Genomic DNA, 21,131 nt, shown 5'->3' with positions numbered 1-21,131 from the left:
CCGCTTGTGGCACACACCTGATTGGAGCGTGAACCTCACCGATCCGTGACAACGATCCAGTATTGGGGATATTCCCGAACTGCAAGCGCAGTATCTGCCGAGCAGAATTCGCGGAGAGTCCATCGGTCTATCCTTCAAGACTCGACTCCAATTTATCAGGGCGCTGATGTATGAATTCTTTCTGGATCGCAATGGCCATTTTCGGGTGCCTCGTTGCTGCCTCGCTGCTCATGATGCAGTGGTACCCAAAGCTGGCATCCCGCCACAGGGATGACGAAACCAACACTGTCATCCGTCTGGTAGCCAACATTTTTGTGGTGATGACATCGCTGGTCTTTGGCTTGATGATCAACTCCGCCAAAAATACATTCGAGTCCATTGATGCAAACTTCCATGGGTATGCAACCAGCATGATCATTTTTGACCGGACACTGCGCAGCTATGGCGATGCGGCGCAAGACACGCGAAATCGTCTGGTCACCTATCTTGAGCACGCTATCGAGACCCCGTATCGGGGAGACGAAGCGCTGCAGCATCGTAACAGCGAGGCGGCCAAATACCTGGATGATATAGGCAAAGCTTTGGCGCTTATAAAGCCCCCGGACCGCTACCATGAAACGATGCTTCAGGATATTCGTCAGCAATATCATTCGCTCATCGAGCAACGCTGGAGGATCGTCGAGCAGTCAGAGGGCGCGATTCCTGGCCCGCTTATCGGGATGCTGGCTGCCTGGTTGACGCTCATTTTCGCCAGTTTCGGATACCGCGCGCCCCGTAATTCGATGGTGACAGGAATGTTCATCATCTCGTCATTCCTCATTGCGGCTTCGGTATACCTTGTTCTGGACATGGACGTGCCATTTCATGGTCCTATCCAGATATCCGACGAGCCCCTGCGCAGGGCGCTCGCCGTCATGCAGCTCTAGGGGCGCGTGGCGTTGACCGGCGATTCCTCTGTCGCGGTTTCCGGATTGGCCTGGAGCAGGGTGCGTCGGCCTTGCGCAGTTGTTTTGTTTTGAACACTCAGAGCGGTCGTGAGCCTAACGATCAATCGCTCGCGAAGTCGGAAAGAGGCCCTTATGTCACTACCTTCAACGTCAATGACCGCGCCTTTGCGTGCCTGGTTTGTTCAAATGACCCGAGCCGGTTGGGGCGCTCGGGTGTTCTGGCTGGTCTTGGTGTGCGTGACGGCATTGCTGATGGTGAGCGGGTATGGCGCTTTCGTCGGCAACAACAAGGACAATCTGCGCCTGGCGTTGCTCGGCGGGTTGTCCGGTTTTGCCGCGACCGCCATCGGTGCGCTGGCGGCGATTGTGCTGCGCAACATTACCGCGCGCACTCAGGACATCATGCTCGGTTTTGCTGCCGGGATGATGTTGGCTGCCAGTTCGTTCTCGCTGATCTTGCCCGGTATCGAAGCGGCTCGGACGCTAAGTGGCAGCAACATGCTGGCGGCGGGCATCGTGGTGCTGGGGTTGGCGCTCGGCGTGGCATTGATGATCGGTCTCGACCGTTTCGTTCCCCATGAACATGAGAAGAGCGGCCGGCGCGGCCCCGAAGCCAAACGCATCAATCGGGTATGGCTGTTTGTGCTGGCGATAACCCTGCATAACCTGCCGGAAGGGATGGCAATCGGGGTCAGCTTTGCGACGGGCGATATGCAGGTCGGCATACCCCTGACCACCGCGATTGCCATTCAGGACATACCCGAAGGTCTGGCCGTCGCGTTGGCGCTGCGGGTGACCGGCATTTCAGCCTTGCGCGCGGCGTTGATTGCTGTCGGCTCCGGTTTGATGGAGCCGTTTGGTGCGCTGGTTGGCCTGGGGATTTCCAGTGCATTCGCGTTGGGCTACCCCGTTGCACTGGGCCTTGCTGCCGGCGCGATGATCTTTGTGGTGTCCCACGAGGTCATTCCCGAAACCCATCGCAACGGCCATGAAACACCCGCCACACTGGGCCTGATGCTGGGATTTGGAGTCATGATGTTTCTCGATACTGCGTTGGGCTAAAACTACCGGGGCGCTGGCCGGCAAGGTGGGCTCAGTTGCCACTGACCTCTTTTCAGCGAGGAAGCGGTGCGATGAGTAAAACGATCACTGCAAACGACCTTACTGGCACCGTAACACTTGAGCCAGGTCGGTGAACTCAACGAGACGAAGCTTCTGGCGTTTGTGGCGAACCAGCGTTCCCTACGCGTGCCGCAATCCATCTGCGACTGTACGCCAGCACACCCTGGGCGATGGCCGTGGGGAAATGGATAAAGCCGTGGGGCGAGGAGGGCAGCAGGTACATCTCGACCGGTGCCGATTGCGCCCAGCGCCGGGCGATGTCGAGCGTGTCGTCGCGCAGTGGATCGAGTTCGCCGGCAAACAACAGCGCGGGCGGGAAGCCGCTGAAGTTACCGTACAGCGGAGACAGCGGTGGCTGACGGCGCTGCTCGTCAGTCAGCTCCGGCGTCAGCAGGCGCAACGCCTCGACCATGCCGGGGCCGTCCAGCACCAGCGTGTCGGCGGGCGCGCTGCGCACGCTTGGCGTGCCGGTCAGGTCGTAGACGCCGTAATACAGCAAGGCGCCGCTGATTCTTTGCAGCAGATCGGGCCATTGTTTGAGCGCCAGCAGGGTCGCCGCCGCCAGGTGGCCGCCCGCCGATTCACCGACCACCACGACGGGCAGGCCGGCGAACTCCGCCTCTCTTAGCAGCCAACGGGTGGCGTTGAGGCAATCCTCCAGCAGTCCTTCGATGGGCGTGGACACGGCCAGTCGATAATCCACTGAAACCACGGTCACCTGGCAGTTGTCGACGATGGCCGCGTTGAAGTTGTCGTCCATTTGCGCATTGCCGATCACCCAGCCACCACCGTGAAAATCCAGCACCACGCCTTTCGCCGGGCCCTTGGGGCGGATGATCCGCACCGGTACGTTATCGATCAGCCGGCGCTCAGCCGTCAGGCCAAGCTTGCGCAACACGCCCGAGCCGCCGATCTGGCTGACGCGCAGCAGCGCCTGAATCAAACGCGGCGTCAGGCGATTGCGGATCTTGAAGCGCGGTAGCCAGGCCAGCTTCCTGTTGAAGGCGCGCACTTGCGCCAACTCGCGCTCGCCCTGCGGCCACGGCGCTTCAGTACCCCAATTGGCACTGGTCATCAGCGGTTCTTGATCAGGATGGAAAAATTCAACGCCGCCGCCACGCACAGCCACGCCAGATAAGGAAACAGGATCAAACCGGTGATCAGGTCCAGTTGTATCGCCAGCACCACCATTGCCGCGACCACCAGCCACAACACGGTGAGAATCACCATCGCCGCCAACACCTGATGTGCGCCGAAGAACACCGGCGTCCACAGCGTGTTCAGTGCAATCTGCGCGGCCCACAATGCCAGCACGGTCTGGCTGCCGGGGATCAGGCTCAAGCGGTAACCGGCCCAGGCCAGCAGCAGATAGATAATCGTCCAGGCCACGGGGAATGCCCAATTGGGCGGGGTAAACCCGGGTTTGTTCAGCCCTTCGTACCACGGCCCCGGTTTGAACATAACGCCGGTGGTTGCTGCGGCTGCGCAGGCCAGAAGAAAAATAAAGAAAGTCATCGCCAGTCCTTGGCTGAATTCAGCCGGTTGGGGGTTTAAGAAAGGGACGCCTCGGCGAGGAAAAAGTTTGCCATGAAATCCATATTGGCCAGAGTGGCGATTCAATTGAAGCTTGGCAACGGCGCGGATCAACGAAAACTGTTCACCCTGCCTTGGCGCTTAAACCGGCATTGCTGCATCCTGCGCGTCATGGTCTGCCATGACTTTTTTGTGCACTTGGTATAACCGCAAAAACTCCGCCGCCGGCATCGCTTTACCGAACAACCAGCCCTGACCAAACTGTACGCCCTGATCGCGCAGGTAATCGCGCTGGGCTTCGGTCTCGATGCCTTCGGCGACGATTTGCAGGCGCAGGCTCTTGGCCATTTCGATGATGTGGCCGGTCACGGAACCGGTCGCCGCGTCGTGATCGATATTGTCGACGAACGACTTGTCGATCTTCAGCACATCCAGCGGCAAATGCTGCAAATGCTGGAGGCTGGAAAACCCGGTGCCGAAATCGTCGATGGCCGCCAGATAACCCGACTCCCGGGCGCGATTGACGGTGTTGCGGGCCGCGTCAATCTCAACGAAACCGCGCTCGGTGGCTTCCAGCCAGATCTGCTTTGGCTGCACGTTGGCGCGGCGTAACGCAGCGTCGAGTATTGGCAGGAAGCGGCCACTGCTGACGTCCTTCGCCGCCAGGTTGATTGCCACGTGCAGGCCGCGCTCCCTGACCAGCAACGGGCCGAGGTCGCGCAGTACATTGTCGATCACCTGATCGGTGATCGGCAGAATCAAGCCACTGTGTTCGGCCAGCGGAATAAACGCATCGGGATTCACCCGTGTGCCGTCCGGGTGTTGCCAGCGCACCAACGCCTCCGCGCCGACGCAGGCATCATCGCTGAGGCGGATGATCGGTTGATAGTGAACGATGAACTCGCGATTGCGCACCGCCATTTGCAGTTCGGCCAGCGGTGACAGGCGTTGGCGGGCGCGACGCACGATCAGCAGCACCAGTAAGCCAGCGAGCAACCCCCCGATGGGCAACAGCAAGAGTTCTCGGCGGATCAGGCCTTGCATCAGCTCATGGCGCGACAACGCGGCGATGGCGACCCAGTCGCCGCTGTGGACGAGGGTGTACAGGTAACCGTCGGCAAGGCCCGAATGCGGACCTGAATGCACGCGCGTCAGGAAGTGCTCCGCGCCTGGTCGCGAGGCGCTGACCAATTGTCCGGTCGCCGTACCGACCGCCAGATGCAGATCCTCTTCGAGCATCACATGCAGAAACTGCTCGGGATCGACCAGCACGTTGAACGCCGCGTACTGCAACCCCATCATGGGCTTGGCCGGGACGATGCGCGATTGCACACCGAGCGATACCCGCACGCCATCCGCCGTGGTGAAATCCTCACGCCACGGCTTCGCATGCTGTCCCACCGGCCCCCAGGAACCACAGGCGTAAATCTCTTCTTCGACATAACCGATCGACTTCACGGAAAGCGTGTTGATGGTCAGCAGACGCATCTCGTCGATGCTTTCCGGCGTGCACGGCGCGAGCCGGGAACCGGCGATGGATTTCAGCGCACCGGCCGCTTCGTTGAAGGTGCCATGGGCACGACTGGAGGCGACGGATGCGAGGGTTTCCAGACGTTGCTGAGCCGCTGCCAGATTCAACATCCAGGCGACGTAACCCATCAAAAAGACCGGAAGCAAGACACACGGAATGCCCAGGAGAATGCTCCCCCAGACAATGCGTTTTTTGTTCATGGCGCCACCTTGGCCTCAAGGCCTGTGACGTGCGCACAGCACGGCTGTTTTCAGCGATTGCAGAATAACGCCGCTGTGTGAGGCAAATATTGCTGTGGATCAACCAGGCTGACAGTCCCACAGGTTTCGCGTGAATACCGAGATTCCAAGGGACGGACCAATCGCGCACCCCACGGCCCAATCGCGCAGCCATTTCCATTCAAACCGAAACTGTCATATTCAGTATCACTTGCCTGCCCATAGTGACCAGCCCAACGCTTAAACAATGAGGCTGCACTGTGTTTCAACGTCTTCTGTGTTCGCTGTCCGTACTGAGCTTGTCCATCGCCGCCGCCCATGCTGCCGAGTCCGTGCCGCTGGACACGCCGCGCCTGCAAGGCATCGACAACTTCCGTGATATCGCCGGCATCACCACGGCGTACATCACGGCCCACGACGGCACGATGCGCGCCGGAGTGTTCTACCGTTCCAACGCGCTGACACCGACGGCCAGCGATCTGACGACCCTCAACAGCCTCGGCATCAAAGCCATCTACGACCTGCGCACACCCAGCGAAATCGCCGCCACGCCGGACACGCTGATCAGTGGCGCAACCTACCAGAACATCGACATCATCGGCAGCACCACTTCCGGCGCGGACATCACCAACATTTCCTTCAAAAGCGCCGCCGACGCCATCGCCATGATGGAGCAGACCAACCGCGCCTTCGTCAGTGATGCCGGCATGCGCAGCCAGTTCGGCAACCTGTTCAATGAACTGGCCAGCGTCGACGCCGCGCAACTGTTCCACTGCACCGCCGGCAAGGACCGCACCGGCTGGACCGCCGCTGTGTTGCAGAGCATTGCCGGGGTCGACAGCGCGACCATCATGGCCAACTACCTCGCAACCAACGACTACACCGCCGCCCGCGTTGCCGCCACGCTCAAAGCTTTGCCGCCGAGCATGGCCGCCATTTACGAGCCGTTGCTCGGCGTCCAGGCCAGCTACCTGCAAGCCGGTCTCGACGAAGTCACCGCGCAATACGGCAGCATGGACAACTACCTCAAACAAGGCCTCGGCCTGTCGCAGGAAACCATCTATGTGCTGCGCGGCAAACTGGTCGAATACAACAGCCTCCCAGGCCAAGCCGGGCTGATCGGCAACGCGGCTGCTGGCGCCGAATTGCTCCGTCAATTGCAAAACACCGACCTGTCCGGCACCTACAGCGCCTACAACTATTACCTGCAATCGGCCATCGACGCCGGCACCCTCGGCGGTGTCGAATCCCAGGTCGGCGGCCAGGTACACGCCGACGCCGCCAGCTACCTGCTGCGCCAAAACGCGATGATCGAACAAACCGCCGCACCGTTCGCCAGCGGCACCGACCTCAAAGTCGGCCAATATCGCCTCTGGACCACCGCGCTCGCCAGCTACCTCGGCACCGACGGCTCGGCCCACGCCGAGAGCAGCAACGAACACAGCCAAGGCCTGATGGTCGGCATCACCCAGCGCTTCAGCGAACAACTCAGCGCTCGCGGCGGTTTCGGCTATAGCAAAGGCACGGTCGGCGGTGCAGGTGGCGAAGCCGACACCGACTTCACCTTCCTCAACGTCGGCGTCCGCTACGGTTTCACCAACCTGGAACAAGGTCTGTTCGTCGACGCCAACGCCAGCGCCGGCTACGTCGACTACGACAGCAAGCGCGACCTCGGCGGCGGCCTCGGCACCGCGAAGGGCGACACCCACGGTAACCTCAGCGGCGCCACTGTCGCCCTCGGCTACCGCGCCCCGGTCAACGGCATGACCCTCGAACCGAGCCTCGGTTTTCGCCTCAGCCACCTCGACCTCAACGGCTTCAACGAGAAGGGCAGCGAACTGTCACTTGACGTCGACGACAACAGCGCCACCCGCCGCAGCGCCGTCGCCAACCTCAACGTAGGTTTCGCCCCAGTGGCGATGGGCGCGTGGCAACTGGTGCCGGGCGTACAAGTGGGTTACGAACGCACACTGGGCGACAACCAGGTCGAAAGCCAAAGCCACCTGCTGGGCCTCGACATCGAACAACGTGCCGCCTTCGACAACCGCGATCAATTCAGCGGCGGCGTCAACCTCATGGCCAACCTCGGCGCCCTGAGCCTCGGCGCAGAAATTGGTGCGAATGGTGGCGGCGACAGCCACGGCTTCAACGGCGGCCTCAAAGCCAGCTACGCCTTCTAAACAATCGGCAAACCTCCATGTGGGAGCGGGCTTGCTCGCGAAAGCGCCGGATCAGCCAACACCAACATCGACTGACCCACCGCCTTCGCGAGCAAGCCCGCTCCCACAATTTAGCTTTCCAACTTACGAACCGATCAACCCCGCCCCCGCAAATCCGCCGGACTCACGCCATAAGCCCCCTGAAAGTACCGACAAAACCGCCCCACATTGCTAAACCCAAACCGCAACGCCACCTCTGTCACCGACCCAGAACCCTGCTGCTTCAAAACCTCATAAGCCCGCTCCAGCCGCACCTGCCGCTGATACGCCACAATCGACATCCCGACAAACCGCCGAAACCCCTCCTGCAACGCGCGCTGACTCACATTGCTCAACCGCGCCAGATCCACACCGCTCACCAACTGCTCCGGATGCGCCTGAATAAACTCCACCGCCAACTTCACATGCCGTGGCGCCACCATCGCCGTTGGCCGCTGCAACGCCTCGGAAAAGTTATGCGGCCACGCCTCCAGCACCGCATCAATCAACATCTCCCGCAACCGCGACGGCATCAACGTCCCGCTATTGATCAACAAATCAAACTCGGTGCCGGTAGCCAGATCAATCAGCGCCTTGATCCCCTGAAACGCCGCTGTACCCAGATCCACACTCGGCTCGAACGCAATCCTTTTCAGAATCGGTTTACCCAACAACGTCGATAATCGCTCAGTGAGCTGATGCCGACTGATCGACATCCCGTGATGCGCATGATCATCAAGAAAGCGCATCGACCGAATGTCCGCCTTATCAATCGCCAGGCCAGCATGGCAAGCACCAACGGACTCGGTCACATGGTTGAACACAATCTTGCCGGCCGTGGGGATGACGAAGGTGATCTCATCCTGCGGATCGGGAAAGGCAACCGTGAAATCGCCGTGGTAATGCATCCGCCGAAAACTCACCCCCTCATGCCGCCCATAAACACCGCCAATCATGATGTTCGACGGCAGCGGCGGATTGTCCGGATAGCGATTACCAAACATTCTGGAAAAAAGTGCACCGAAGTCGTCCGAACTAAGATTGTCGGAGCGCAGGATGATTTGCTGGCGAACAGGAGACGGAAACACCTTGGCGGCACCTTCGGTTGGGGGCTCTAGGGCAGGGGTGAAGGGTAGGGCGCCGAGAAGGTTAGCAGAGGAAATATGACGGGTTTGTGACCGCCGGAAACATGTAGTAACACCGCCGCGCCACGTTTGAGCAAAGGACACTCGGCAGGTCATGGCCGGCATGGCAACCTGCTCGCCATTGTACTCAGCGAACAAATAGAGGCACCGCGCCAAACGCCAGGCCCTGTTTACCGCGACCTGAAAGCATTCAAGTTAATTGGAGCGGCAATGCAAGCCAACACGCAAACACTCCCCATCACCCTGACCCCGGAACTCGACTTCGACCAAAACGCCGCCAGCGCTTTCGGCGAATCGCTGACCCGCGAATACACCCAGGCCACGCCATTCCCGCACATCGTCATCGACAACTTCCTGCAAGCCAACGTCATCGCCAGCATCCGCGAGCACTTCCCGGTCGAACCGACCAACAACGAACAAATCTACGAACGCGGCTACAAAGGCCAACTCAAACGCCAGATCAGCCCCAACGCCTGCAGCCCCTACCTGAAAAACGTCTTCAACACCTTCAACTCCGCCCCCATGCTGGAGTTCCTCGAAAAACTCACCGGCATCCAAGGGCTGATTCCCGATCCCTATTTCACCGGCGGCGGCCTGCACGAAACCAGAACCGGCGGCTTCCTGGGTGTGCACTCGGATTTTCGGCTGAACAAAAAGCTCAACGTCGAACGGCGCCTGAACGTGATTATTTACCTGACCGAGAACTGGCAGGAGGAGTACGGCGGTAATCTGGAGCTTTGGGATGTGGGGATGAAGAAGTGCCTCAAGAAGGTGCTGCCGGTTTATAACCGGTGTGTGATTTTTAATACGGACAAGGACAGCAATCACGGGCATCCGGAGCCGTTGACTACACCGGAACACATCACTCGGCGGTCAATTGCGCTTTATTACTACACGGCGAGTAGGGTGGCTGGGGAGTCGGGGCAGAGGAATAAAACGCACTATAAGCCGCGGCCGAAGGATCGGTGGAGTTTGGGGTATTACGTGAGTAAATTGTTTAAGAAAAAGGGGTGATGACGCTGCGTAATCAGGGAAACAGCCATTTTTTGGGCTGGGTAGCAGTTGGTGGTGGTTCAGCTTTCGGCCAAAAGCAGTCAGTCTTGAAAGATCGGCGGAGCGGGGATTGTAAGCGGCCCTCTCCGAGGCTAGCCTTGCAAGCCAAAACACCGCCAGCTAAGGGAGGAGCTCTTGAAATGTACGGCAAGACATCATCAGGCTCGATACCTAACAATTCCGTCGAGAGGCACCGCCCACAAGCTGCGTCTGGGGTGCCCTTCAGCTTCGCGGCTACGGCGGCCCCTCACGTCAAACGTTGAGCGTCAGCAGGTAATGGCTACGATTTCAGCACAGGGTAGAAAGTAAGAATATGGAACTCGGGACAGGAATACTTCTATCAGCCGTCTTCTTGGGTACGGTGGCACTTTTTATTGCCACGAAGGACAGATGGAACTGGAAGAAGATATTTCTGTGGCCGCTCGGCCTCATCGTTGGACTCGGGGTAGTTGGTGGTTCTATTGCCTATCTGTACCACCAGTACGAAGACCGCCCCAGAAAACTCACAGAGCTATGGGGTGTGTCTCTTAACGACAGTGCTGGGGATGTCAAATTCAAGAAAGGAGAGCCAACCCGGCGCCTAGAAAACGGTCTCTGGCTCTACCGACCATATGAAACGATCGAGGGCGATTACGTCGTCTATTTCAAGAATGATCGCGTTCGGTCGGTTATGTATTTCGGGCCAATGCATAACGGCCCGTCTCTTCATGGAGTTGGGCACTACGACAGCCTGCAAGAACTTGATGAAAAGCTTGGCCCACCGTCCTATGTTTCGCGAGCCAGGGATGAATTACGCCGAGCCTATTCTTATGAGAAATTCAATATCGTCGTTCAATTCGCGGAGGGAAAGATGTCTGCACTTGGAATCTATGATCCCAACACGGGCGCGTTCAAATTCAAGGAAGAGTCCGACGGAAGAGCTAAACCAAATTGAGAGCCAGGTGGTTCGTGTCAAACAATGGATGCTGCCCCATGACGCTCACCAATCATTCCACCTGACCTACGCGTAAATTCTCGCAAGCCGTTCAATTCAGACGTCAGTGTCCGTCTGGGTTGGTAACGGCCCTCCGCGACAGGCAGAAAACGGCCATTAGCGGTCGTTCGCTAGCGACCGGTTGAACCCAAAGCCATAAGCGGACACTCAAGATATATCAAAAGAAGTATTGATGGGCCTGAGATGGGAGTGGCCTGCCAAAAATTGGATGATTCAAACATTCCATGATGCAATAATGGCGTTGGGCTCTTGGTGGCATTGTGTCGATTCAACTTGGATAGTTAAGTCAGATTTTTCACTTGCGCAGATTTTCGAAGAATTCCCGGCGCGAAAGAGAATAAAACTGGAGAGTTTACTGTCAGGCTTAAAAATATGGGCGACGTCATGCGCATAGTTAGTTACATCGAAAGTTAGATGTGATCACTGGGTGATATTCGTTTACTGGCATTAGTCGACTCAGGCTAGCCGCAATGGGTCGAAACCGGTCGTTTTGCTCATTTTTCTTTCAGTTTCTCCGGTATGGCGGCCTAATCGCCGCCATACCGGATCGCCGCTTACTCCACCGGCACCACGTTGTCCAACGCCTGGTTCACCGCCAACTCCCCAAGCATTACGACTTGCGCAATACCTTGCAGTGTCTTGCGTGCCGGTCCCTGCACCAGCCCGATCACGTCCCCAAGCATCACCGAAGCCGAGCCGAGTGATTCGCTGGCATTCACCAGCAGTTCTTCAGTCTTGGTTTGTGGGTTGGCAATAAACATGGTGTTGGGTTGATACGGGGTTCCCATGATTTCCGGTGCAGGGCCGAGGTAATGGGAGAGGGCGCGGTCGACGGCTTCGTTGAATTTCTTCGCGTCTGAAGGGGCGTCGCCCGAGATTGGATCAGTGTCTGGCGGGTTTGGTGTGACTTTGAACATGATGTAATTTCCTTGTGTCGCTTGAAAAGAAACCATCACCCTCTCGCTACCAAACGATGGGTGGCAGCCATGCACAGGTTGGTAGACCGGGACACAAGGAAAACCGGCGCGCTCGAAAGCGCCCTGCGCATGACCACCATAAAAGCCAGGCGAAAACTTTCGCCAATAGTGAAATTGCGCACCTTGTATACACGGGCTACCAAACCCGATCACTGCTATTCAGTGACCGACCCACGATAGAACCCGCCCACCCGGCGCACAAGCCGGCGGATTCTGGCGTAGTCGTAGGCAACGGCGCAAGGCGTTGTAGCCTGTTGGACGTATTTCGGAACGCTTTTCAACGGGTCGTTGAAACGGGTGGTTTATGAAGCCTGAGCCCCTCGAAGGCCTCGCAACTCCACAGCTCTATGAACGGCTGGCTGCTGGCAGGTGGGCCAATCCAATGGCTGATCCATTGGCATGCTCCTTCGACGCACAGTTGGTAGTCGCCGGCCTCGGGGGTTCGGCCCAGTTTCAGTGGTTGCAGGGGCGGCAAATGGCGCTGGAAATGCCAGCTACCGTCGGCCAGTCGAGCGTCCTCGGGGATTTCCATGCCGGCGCCGTTGCCTTGAATTCTGGCGTCCCCCAGCAGCAGGCCTTGCGGGGTGACGCGATAGTCTTCCTCCCAGCGAATCTTTTCGATGGTGTGGTTCCACGCCAGGGTGAAATGCGTCATTGGCAGTTGCGCCCAGACGCTGCCGGCCAGGCCCAGGCACAGACCGATCATGCATTGGCCAAACGGGCGTGCCGGGCACGCCAGAGGTGTTGTGCAATCACCAGAATGCCCAGGGCGAAGCCGATTTCGTCGGTCAGCGGCAGCGCCACGATCAGCAGCGCTCCGGCGCCAAGGCTCAGGAAGCGTTCCCAGACGGCCATTTTCTGCTGCAGAAAACCGGTGGAGGCGATGCCCCAGAGTCCGACCGCGAGGAGGCTTTTGATCAGCATGTAGGCGGTCATCCACAGGTTGTCGTCTTGCAGCATCAGCGCCGGGTTGTAGACCGCCATGAACGGAACGACAAAGCCGGCCAGCGCGATGCGCACCGCCCACAGGCTGATCTTGAAGCCGCTTTCCCTGGCGATGGGGGCGGCGGCGAAGCAGGCGAGGGCGACCGGCGGGGTCAGGTCGGCGAGAATGCCGAAGTAGAACACGAACATGTGCGACACAATCAGTGGTACGCCCAGTTCCAGGAGGGCCGGTGCGGCGATGGAACTGGTGATGATGTAGTTGGGGATGGTCGGAATGCCCATGCCCAGTACCAGGCAGGTGATCATCGTCAGAATCAGCGAGAGCAGCAGATTGTCGCGGCCGATGGCGAGGATGTAGCCAGCAAAGGTCGAGGCGACACCGGTGAGTGAAACGATCCCGATGATCACGCCCACCAGTGCGCAGGCGATCCCCACGGGCACCGCGTGACGCGCGCCTTCAACCAACGCGTGCAGGCAGACGGTCAGGGTTTCGCGGCCGCCCTTTATGAACACGCAGACCAGCACCAGCAAGGCTATGACCGCAAAAATCACCGCGATGCCCAGTTGGAAAAAGCCTGTGCAGACCACGCCCAGCGCCACCCAGAACGCACAGCGCAGGCCGAAGCTGCGTGCCCTGAAGATGATCGCCGAGCCGAGAATCACAATGGCGGTCAAGGCCAGCCCGACCATTCCAGAGAACAGCGGTGTACGCCCGGAAAACAGCAGGTAAACCAGCACTAACAGCGGAACCAGCAGATACCAGCTTTTCTTTACTGCCCCGAAGGCACTGGGGCATTGGTCTTTGGGCAAGCCTTTGAGGTTGGAGCGCTTGGCTTCCAGATGCACCATCCAGAACACCGAACCGAAATACAGAATCGCGGGTATCAAGGCTGCCTTGGCAATCTCCACGAACGGCACATTGATGGTTTCCGCCATGATGAAGGCGACCGCGCCCATCACCGGCGGCATGAGCTGGCTGCCCATGCTGGACGTGGCTTCGACCCCGCCGGCGAATGCGGCGCGGTAGCCAAAGCGTTTCATCAACGGAATGGTGAATTGCCCAGTGGTCACGACGTTGGCGATCCCCGAGCCGGTAATGGTGCCCATCAGCGCCGAGGAGACAACGGCAACCTTGGCCGGCCCGCCCAGTTTGTGGCCGAACAAACCCATGGCGAAATCGGTAAACAACTTGATCATGCCGGCCTGTTCGAGGAACGCGCCAAACAGGATGAACAGGAAAATGTAAGTTGCCGAGACGTAGGTCGGCGTCCCGTACAGCCCTTCGGTGCCGAAGGACAGTTGATTGATGATCTGGTCGAAGCCGTAACCGCGATGGGCCAGCTCGCCCGGCAAGTATTCACCGAGCAAACCGTAGGCGAGGAACAGTCCGCAGATCATGGGTAAAGCGATGCCCATCACCCGTCGTGCGGCTTCGAAGACCAACGCGATCAGCACAATGCCCACGGCCATGTCGGTCGGCGTCAGGTCGCCCGAACGCTGGATCAGATCGGCCTCGAACACCCATTGATAGAGGGCGGTGACGATCCCTGCCAGGCTCAGCAGCCAGGCCAGCGGTTGCCAGGGGCGGGTGCTGCCGTAAGCGGGGTAACTGAGAAACACCACCCACAGCAGAAAACCGACATGTATCGCACGCAGGACCTGGCTGGAGAGGGGTGAAAAGGCTGCAGTGACAATCTGAAAAACCGAGAACAGCAGCGCGACGTAAAACAACGTTTTGGGCCAGTCCCGCGGGTTCGCGGAAATGCCTTGATGCTCGTCACTCATTAGCGGCCTGCCTTATGACGACTGGAAACAATCGGAAGCGCAGCGGCAACGCAGCCACTGCGCCGTGGGCAGTTACAACGCGCCTTTTTCCTTGTAGTAGCGTTCGGCGCCCGGATGGAGGGCAATCGGCAGGTTCTTGGCGGCGGCTTCCAGCTTGATGTCCTTGGCTGCCGAATGGGAGCTGCCCAGGCGCGTAAGGTTATCGAACAGCAGTTTGGTCATCTCGTAGACGACCTCATCGGGCATGTCGGCGCGGGTCACCAGAATGTTGGTGATCGCCACGGTCGGTACGGCTTCGGCCTGGCCGTCATAGGTGTTGGCCGGGATCATTGCGCTCTGATAGGCCGGGTTGCCGATTTTCGTGACCACGTCAGGCGGGATCGCAATGTAATTCAGCGGCATCACCGAGGACAGGTCGCGAATGGCTGCCATGCCCAACCCGGACGATTGCAAGGTCGCATCCAGCTGACGGTTCTTGATCAACTCGACCGATTCGGCGAAGGGCAGGTATTGCACTTTGCCCATGTCCTCATAGGTCAGGCCGGCGGCTTTGAAGATCGCCCGTGCGTTGAGTTCGGTGCCGGATTTTGGCGCGCCGACGGAGATGCTCTTGCCTTTGAGGTCGGCGAGCGTCTTGATCCCCGATTCCTTGCTGGCAACGATCTGAATGTAATTGGGGTAAGCGCCGCCGAGGGCGCGCAATTTGGTCAGGGGCGCCTTGAAGCCCGCATCCTCCACGCCGTTTTTGGCGTCGGCCACCGAATCGCCCAGGGCCAGCGCCAACTCACCTCGGCCTGCTTGCAAGAGGTTGAGGTTTTCCACCGAGGCCTTGGTCGCCTGGACCGAAGTCTTCGAGCCGGGAATGCCGTCGCTGTAGATCTGTGACAGGCCGACACCGATCGGGTAATAAACCCCGCTGGTGCCGCCGGTCAGGATGTTGATGAACACGGGGGCGGCCTGAGCCGCGGTGGTGCTGATGGCTAGCGTGGCGGCGGCCAGCAGGGCGAAGCGTGACTTGACTCGCATGGGGAAACTCTCCGTCTTGTTATGGTTTTAAGCAGAGTGATTGCACTGTAGTCGATTGCGCCGCAGGTGCCGGGTCAAGGGCCATCAGCTCATCCCCAGCCACGCCGGCAGTGCCAGCGAAATCCACGGCACATACGTAATCAGCACGAGGAACAACAGTAAAATCGCCAGCCAGGGCATCGCCGCTCTGATGGTGGCGGGCAAGGACATGCCGGTCACTGCCGACGTCACGAACAGGTTCAGCCCGACCGGCGGCGTAATCAGACCGATTTCGAGATTGACCACCATGATGATGCCCAGGTGAATCGGGTCGATCCCCAGTTTCATGGCGATGGGGAAGAGGATCGGTGCCAGGATCAGGATGATGGCCGACGGCTCCATGAACGCACCGGCAATCAACAGGACAATGTTGACCACCAGCAGGAATGCCACGGGTGTCAGGCCTGCTTCGATCACCCAGGCAGTGATCTGTTGCGGCAGTTGCTCGGTGGTCAGGACGTGGGCGAACAGCATGGCGTTGGCAATGATGAACATCAACATGATGCTCAGTTTGGCGGACTCCAGCAGGACCTTTGGCGTTTCACGAAACGTCAGATCCTTATAGACGAACAAGGCGATGAACGCCGAGTAGACAGCCGCCACTGCCGCCGCCTCGGTCGGAGTGAACATCCCGGAATAAATGCCGCCCAGAATGATCACCATCAACAGCAAGCCCCATATGGCCTTGCGTGCCGTACCCAGGAACTCCCGAAGTGTCGCACGCGGCAAGGCCGGCAGGTTTTTCTTCACCGCGACGATATAGATCGTCACCATCAGCGCCGTTCCCAGCAACAGGCCGGGTATCACACCGGCCATGAACAGCTTGCCGACCGAGGTTTCGGTAGCGGCGGCATAGACCACCATCACGATCGAAGGCGGGATCAGGATGCCCAGCGTGCCGGCGTTGCAAATAATGCCGGCGCCAAAGGCCTGCGGATAACCGGAGCGCACCATGCCGGCAATCGCAATCGAACCCACCGCCGCCACGGTCGCAGGACTTGAGCCGGAGAGGGCGGCGAACAGCATGCAGGCCAGCACTGCGGCAATGGCCAGGCCGCCGCGAATATGCCCGACACAGGCGTTAGCGAAGTCGATCAAGCGACGAGCCACGCCGCCGGTGGTCATGAACGCGCCGGCGAGCAGGAAAAACGGAATGGCCAGCAGCGTGTAATGCTCCGAGGTCTCGAACAGTTTGATTGCCAGGGAGCGCACGGAATCGGGGCTGAAGAAAATGATGGTCAACGAACCGGCGAGACCGAGGGAAATGGCGATAGGCACGCCAATGAACATCAGGACGAACAGGGCCACGAACAGGAAGGCGATGGTCATGATTTGTCATCCTCGTGTTCAGCCAGTTTCAACGCGTCGGCGGCCTCGTCAGCCAGGCCCAGACCGGTCTGGCGGTTTTGCAGGATGCGCAGCAGGATTTCCGCGAAGCGGATGAACACCAACGTAAACCCTAACGGCACTATCAGCCCGATATGCCACTGCATGATGCCGAAGTGCCCCAGATCTTCGGCACCGATGCCGGCAGTCATCAATGTCTGGATCCATTCGAAGCTGGCGACACCGAGCAATCCTGCGTAAGCCAGGCAGCACAGGCAGGCGACGATGCCGATGTAGCGTTGTACCGAGCGGCTGGTCATTTTGACCAATGCATCGACACCGATATGCCCGGCGGTGCGCACACCGTAGGCCAGCCCGAAAAAGATCAGCCAGCCGAACAGGGCTTTCGTCAGGGCGGTGCTCCAGGTCATTGCCTGAGCCATGCCCATGATCTGATCGCCAATGGCGAACATCGGGGTGCTTGCCGCTGGCCAGTGATCGGCCAGCCAGTAGAACAGGCTGTAGAAGTTGTTGAGGATCACGTAAATGAACGTAACCAGGGTCATGGCGGCCAGAAGGAAGACGATAAAGCCCTCCTCGAAGTGTTCCCAGATTCGCCGAAGCGTGTTCATGGTGGCATCTCACGTCGAGTGAAGACTGGCAGGCGCCGCGCTGGCAGCGCCTGCCTGCGATTACTGGGCCTTGTTGGAGGCTTCAGCTGCGGAGATCAGTTCAGGGCCGATATCGCCTTCGAACTTTTTCCACACCGGTTTCATCGCGTCTCGCCATTGCTCGCGCTCTTGCGGCGTCAGGGTGATGATCTCCGTGGTTTTGGCCGCCAGGATGCGTTGCTTGTCACCCTCGTTGAGTTGCTCGGCTTCCTTGTTCACATGCGCGGTGACTTCTACAACGATCTTGTCCAGCTCACTGCGCACGTCGGGTGGCAGACCGTTCCAGAATTTGGTGTTGGTGATCAGCATGTAATCCAGCACACCGTGGTTGGATTCGGTGATGTACTTCTGCACTTCGTGCATTTTCTGGCTGTAGATATTCGAGTAAGGGTTCTCCGCGCCGTTGACCACTCCGGTCTGCAGGCCTTGATAAACCTCGGCAAAACTCATCTTGCGCGGATTGGCACGCACGGCTTTGAACTGTTCTTCAAGCACGGCAGACGCCTGCACCCGGAACTTCAGTCCACGGGCATCGCCAGGAACACGCAGTGGCTTGTTGGCCGACAGTTGCTTCATCCCGTTGTGCCAATACGCCAGTCCGGTGATGTTCTTGCTTTCCATGGACTTGAGCAGCCCCTGGCCTGCGGGGCTCAGTTGAAAGCGGTCGACGGCATTGATGTCATTGAAGAGGAACGGCAGATCGAACAGCTGCAGGCTCTTTGTGTACTGTTCGAACTTGGCCAGGGACGGCGCAATCATCTGCACATCGCCGAGCAACAGCGCTTCCATCTCTTTGCCGTCACCAAACAGCGAGGAGTTGGGATAGACCTCAACCTTGACCTTGCCTGGCAGGCGTTCCTCCACCAGTTTTTTGAACATCAACGCGCCTTGGCCTTTGGGGGTCTGGTCAGCGACCACATGCGAAAACTTGATAATCACCGGATCGGCCGCCATCGCCACGTTCAGGGTACTTAACGCAAACGCACAGGCGAGGGCTGTGTAGAGAGATCTGAGCATCGGACGGTTCCTCTTGTTTTTGTTTTCAAAGGGCTCGAAAGCTGAGCACTTTCGTCAGTCAGGACAAACGCAAGTCTAGGCAGAAAACTGGAAGTTGGAGAGTTAAAAGCGGGAGGGCGGAGAATTGGATCAGTTGGATCGATGCCCGATGGGCTGACGCGTTCGCGAGCAAGCCCGCTGTTACAGGTTTTCGGGCCGCTCACCAAGTCGCGGTACAGCGCGGATCATCGCGGGAACTGGCTTGCCAGCGATGGCGGTGGGACATCCAGCCACTTTGCCATCGCCAGCAGGTCTGGCGCCCACCGTCGCAGGGGTCAGAGCAGACTCCACGACACCCCGACATAAACCCCCATCCCTTCACCCGGCGTTGATCGCGCGGCATCGAGACCTTTGTCGTCATACCCCGGTGTAACCGTCGCCGCGTAATGCTTGTTGGTCAGGTTGCGCATGTCCACCCAACCTTGCCAGTCGCCTTTCGGTGCGTTGTAGCCGAGGGTGGCGCCGAACAGGGCGTAAGGATCGGCGTAGTAGCTGTTTGCATAATCCACGGCAGTCTTCGACACCAGTTGCGTGTTCACCGCCGCGAAGAATCCCTGCGGCCAGTCGTAGCGCAATTCGCCCTGGTAGTAATGCATCGGCAACCCCGGCAAGCGGTTGTCGCCGAAGCGATCATCACCGCGGTAGTGGAAATCGCTGAAGGTATACGCCTGACGCAAGCTCAACTGGCGACCATCGGCAGCCGACCAGAGTTTGCTGTTGAGGCTGGCTTCGATCCCTTGGTGCACGGTCGGGCTGGCGTTCAACTCATAAGGGGTGACGGCATTGGCGTCCGGTAGCACCGACAACAACTCATGACGCACTTGCGCGTAGTACCACGCCAGGCTCCATTCGCCGACAGCGCTGTCGCCACGGCCACCCAGTTCCAGTGTGGTCGCGGTCTGGTTTTGCAATTTGATCGGGTCTTTTTGTGTGCCGGTCGCCGCGCCATTGCCGCCGGGGAAGCGCACGTTGGAGCTGTAGATCAGCGACCAAGGATGCGGCGCCTCAACCGAGCGGCTGAGGTTGCCGAACACTTGCAGGTCCGGGCTGATCTGGTAACGCAGGCCGAGGCGTGGCGCGTAGTCCCAGTCGTTCAGGCTGGTTTTGCCGCCGCTTTGCGGGTAGGTCACGGCGCTTTCGCGGCGGGTGTAGATGGCGGCGAGGCCGGTGGTCAGCCACAGGTCGTCGGCGATTTCCAGGTCGTTGCCGAAGTGCAGAACGGTGTCCGAACCCTGATAGGTGAAGTTGCGCATGCGGGTGCCGGGCGCGTAGCGGGCAGTGTTGCCGGCGGGGATGCGCACAAACTCGCTGGCGCCGTCGTTGGGCAGGTGTTTGGTCACGCGCAGTCCGACGTTGCTGCGGCTTTCCATGCCGAAAATCGTGTCGCGGCGCTTGTAGTCGAAGGTGCCGCTGACGTCGGTGTAGGCGACTTTCAAGCGGTTCGGGCCTTCGCGCAGGTCCATCGGGTAGTCGTGGTAGACGAGGCCGGTCTGGATGCTCGAATCGTCGTCGATGTAGAAGGTGGTCTTGTTGCCGATGAAGGTGCTGCCCGGTTGTTTGCGGCTGTCGTCGCGCGCTACATAGGACGGATTGGCGGCGCGGGGCGAGTGTTCGATGGAGTGCTTGGTCACGCGGCCGGCGAGGTCGTTGTCGGTCTTGCGGTAGCGGATATAGAAGCGGGTTTCCAGGTTCGGGTTGAAGCGATAGCCGAAGTTGGCGATCACGCCTTTGCTCTCGCTCGCGGTGTGATCCTGATAGCCGTCGGCATTCGAGTCGGTCAGCGAAACGTAGTAATCGAAGTCACCGAGCACTTGCCCGGAACTGACCTGACGCTGCTGATAGCCGTGGCTGCCGGTGGCATAACGCACTTGCAGTTTCGGCGCGGTGTAGCCGGTGTGACTGACATAATCAATGGCGCCACCCAGGGCCAGCCCGCCACGATCAAAACCGTTGGCGCCGCGCAGCACTTCAACGTGATCGACCCACAGCGGTTCGAGCAATTCATACGGTGTGCCGCCCGGGCCGGTCAATGGCAAGCCATCGAGCATCGTGTACAGCCCCGACGCGTGGGCCCCTGGCGCGCGGTTGAGGCCCGAGCCCCGAACGGAAATCTTCACGCCTTCGTTGCCCGCCGACTGCGCATAAACCCCCGGCTGATACGCCAGCACATCCTGATTGCTCGCCACACGGCCCTGCAACGGTTGGCGCATGTCGACCACGTTGATGCCGCCGGGCACTTGTTCGAGGCGTGTCCTGGCCTCTTCGACGCTGGCGTCTGAATCACCACGTTCATCTGCCGAAATCAGCACTTGCCCCAGTTCCAGACCTTGAGTTTCGGCCATTGCCGGGCAGGCAAGGGCCAGGCCCAGAAGGGCAGTGGGCAGGGATTTTGGCGACGGCATCGAAAAGCTCCAGGCAGACAAGGGCGGGCAATGAACAGTGCGACGTAACAAAGAACGAAGGAAACACATGGTGATTTTGCTTTTTGTCCGACCATGGCAAACGGCAAGTCATCAACTAACCTCACGAGTCTGCCATTCGCCGATCTTCCCCGGCCATTCGTGA

At 59.2% G+C, this 21,131-nt stretch carries 17 protein-coding genes; 5 read left to right on the top strand and 12 right to left on the bottom strand.

The annotated features are described in order from the left end of the window. The first annotated feature begins 170 nt into the window (after positions 1 to 170). The gene (locus tag AACY19_RS00680; protein ID WP_339446946.1) at positions 171 to 926 is read left to right on the top strand and encodes a bestrophin-like domain; all 756 of its coding nucleotides are present in this window, start codon (positions 171 to 173) and stop codon (positions 924 to 926) included. A gap of 153 nt (positions 927 to 1,079) precedes the next feature. Next, positions 1,080 to 2,009 carry a ZIP family metal transporter gene (locus AACY19_RS00675; protein ID WP_339446944.1) on the top strand — a complete coding sequence of 310 codons (930 nt, stop codon included), beginning with the start codon at positions 1,080 to 1,082 and terminating at the stop codon, positions 2,007 to 2,009. Positions 2,010 to 2,145: 136 nt separating this feature from the next. Here AACY19_RS00675 and AACY19_RS00670 read toward each other — a convergent pair whose 3' ends face one another. The 3 genes from AACY19_RS00670 to AACY19_RS00660 all read right to left on the bottom strand — a co-directional run bounded on the left by AACY19_RS00670 (position 2,146) and on the right by AACY19_RS00660 (position 5,333). Then, on the bottom strand, positions 2,146 to 3,144 hold the full coding sequence (locus tag AACY19_RS00670; RefSeq protein WP_339446942.1) for an alpha/beta hydrolase: 999 nt from the start codon (positions 3,142 to 3,144) through the stop codon (positions 2,146 to 2,148). Continuing rightward, positions 3,144 to 3,584, bottom strand: a complete 441-nt coding sequence (gene tspO, locus AACY19_RS00665) for a tryptophan-rich sensory protein TspO (protein WP_007916213.1) — start codon at positions 3,582 to 3,584, stop codon at positions 3,144 to 3,146. Before tspO ends, AACY19_RS00670 begins: the two co-directional genes overlap by 1 nt. Positions 3,585 to 3,743: 159 nt before the next feature. After that, positions 3,744 to 5,333 (bottom strand): EAL domain-containing protein, encoded by a 1,590-nt coding sequence (locus tag AACY19_RS00660; protein WP_339446937.1) that lies wholly within the window; start codon positions 5,331 to 5,333, stop codon positions 3,744 to 3,746. A 278-nt stretch (positions 5,334 to 5,611) separates the two neighbouring features. Between AACY19_RS00660 and AACY19_RS00655 the strand changes: the two genes are divergently transcribed. Further along, positions 5,612 to 7,531 carry a tyrosine-protein phosphatase gene (locus AACY19_RS00655; RefSeq protein WP_339446935.1) on the top strand — a complete coding sequence of 640 codons (1,920 nt, stop codon included), beginning with the start codon at positions 5,612 to 5,614 and terminating at the stop codon, positions 7,529 to 7,531. 134 nt (positions 7,532 to 7,665) lie between these two features. On the opposite strand, the gene AACY19_RS00650 is transcribed toward AACY19_RS00655, so the two are convergent. Next, a complete protein-coding gene (locus tag AACY19_RS00650; RefSeq protein WP_339447866.1) occupies positions 7,666 to 8,637 on the bottom strand; it encodes an AraC family transcriptional regulator in 972 nt (323 codons plus the stop codon). A 267-nt stretch (positions 8,638 to 8,904) separates the two neighbouring features. On the opposite strand from AACY19_RS00650, the gene AACY19_RS00645 reads away from it, so the two are divergent. Beyond that, positions 8,905 to 9,708 carry a 2OG-Fe(II) oxygenase gene (locus AACY19_RS00645; protein ID WP_339446933.1) on the top strand — a complete coding sequence of 268 codons (804 nt, stop codon included), beginning with the start codon at positions 8,905 to 8,907 and terminating at the stop codon, positions 9,706 to 9,708. Positions 9,709 to 10,060: 352 nt separating this feature from the next. Next, positions 10,061 to 10,681 carry a hypothetical protein gene (locus AACY19_RS00640; RefSeq protein WP_339446931.1) on the top strand — a complete coding sequence of 207 codons (621 nt, stop codon included), beginning with the start codon at positions 10,061 to 10,063 and terminating at the stop codon, positions 10,679 to 10,681. A gap of 614 nt (positions 10,682 to 11,295) precedes the next feature. Here the strand turns inward: AACY19_RS00640 and AACY19_RS00635 are convergent. From AACY19_RS00635 to AACY19_RS00600, 8 genes are all read right to left on the bottom strand, one after another. After that, positions 11,296 to 11,658 (bottom strand): DUF6124 family protein, encoded by a 363-nt coding sequence (locus tag AACY19_RS00635; RefSeq protein ID WP_339446929.1) that lies wholly within the window; start codon positions 11,656 to 11,658, stop codon positions 11,296 to 11,298. A 337-nt stretch (positions 11,659 to 11,995) separates the two neighbouring features. After that, positions 11,996 to 12,424 (bottom strand): DUF1850 domain-containing protein, encoded by a 429-nt coding sequence (locus tag AACY19_RS00630; RefSeq protein WP_339446927.1) that lies wholly within the window; start codon positions 12,422 to 12,424, stop codon positions 11,996 to 11,998. Beyond that, positions 12,421 to 14,448, bottom strand: a complete 2,028-nt coding sequence (locus AACY19_RS00625) for a TRAP transporter permease (protein WP_339446925.1) — start codon at positions 14,446 to 14,448, stop codon at positions 12,421 to 12,423. The genes AACY19_RS00630 and AACY19_RS00625 overlap by 4 nt, the downstream gene beginning before the upstream one ends. A 72-nt stretch (positions 14,449 to 14,520) precedes the next feature. Further along, positions 14,521 to 15,474: a TAXI family TRAP transporter solute-binding subunit gene (locus tag AACY19_RS00620; RefSeq protein WP_339446923.1), complete on the bottom strand. Its 954-nt coding sequence runs from the start codon at positions 15,472 to 15,474 to the stop codon at positions 14,521 to 14,523. 84 nt (positions 15,475 to 15,558) lie between these two features. Beyond that, positions 15,559 to 16,842, bottom strand: a complete 1,284-nt coding sequence (gene dctM, locus AACY19_RS00615; RefSeq protein WP_339446921.1) for a C4-dicarboxylate TRAP transporter large permease protein DctM — start codon at positions 16,840 to 16,842, stop codon at positions 15,559 to 15,561. After that, positions 16,839 to 17,471 carry a TRAP transporter small permease gene (locus AACY19_RS00610; RefSeq protein WP_339446919.1) on the bottom strand — a complete coding sequence of 211 codons (633 nt, stop codon included), beginning with the start codon at positions 17,469 to 17,471 and terminating at the stop codon, positions 16,839 to 16,841. Before AACY19_RS00610 ends, dctM begins: the two co-directional genes overlap by 4 nt. A gap of 60 nt (positions 17,472 to 17,531) precedes the next feature. Beyond that, entirely contained in the window at positions 17,532 to 18,527 is a 996-nt protein-coding gene (locus tag AACY19_RS00605; RefSeq protein WP_445262275.1) for a TRAP transporter substrate-binding protein, read from the bottom strand. 314 nt (positions 18,528 to 18,841) lie between these two features. Further along, positions 18,842 to 20,968, bottom strand: coding sequence for a TonB-dependent receptor family protein (locus tag AACY19_RS00600; RefSeq protein ID WP_339446916.1), 2,127 nt, complete (start codon positions 20,966 to 20,968; stop codon positions 18,842 to 18,844). Positions 20,969 to 21,131 lie beyond the last annotated feature (163 nt).

Origin of the sequence: Pseudomonas sp. EA_5y_Pfl2_R50, assembly GCF_963970475.1 — a bacterium.
Taxonomy (GTDB): domain Bacteria; phylum Pseudomonadota; class Gammaproteobacteria; order Pseudomonadales; family Pseudomonadaceae; genus Aquipseudomonas.
This window is presented reverse-complemented; position numbering and strand designations above follow the sequence as displayed.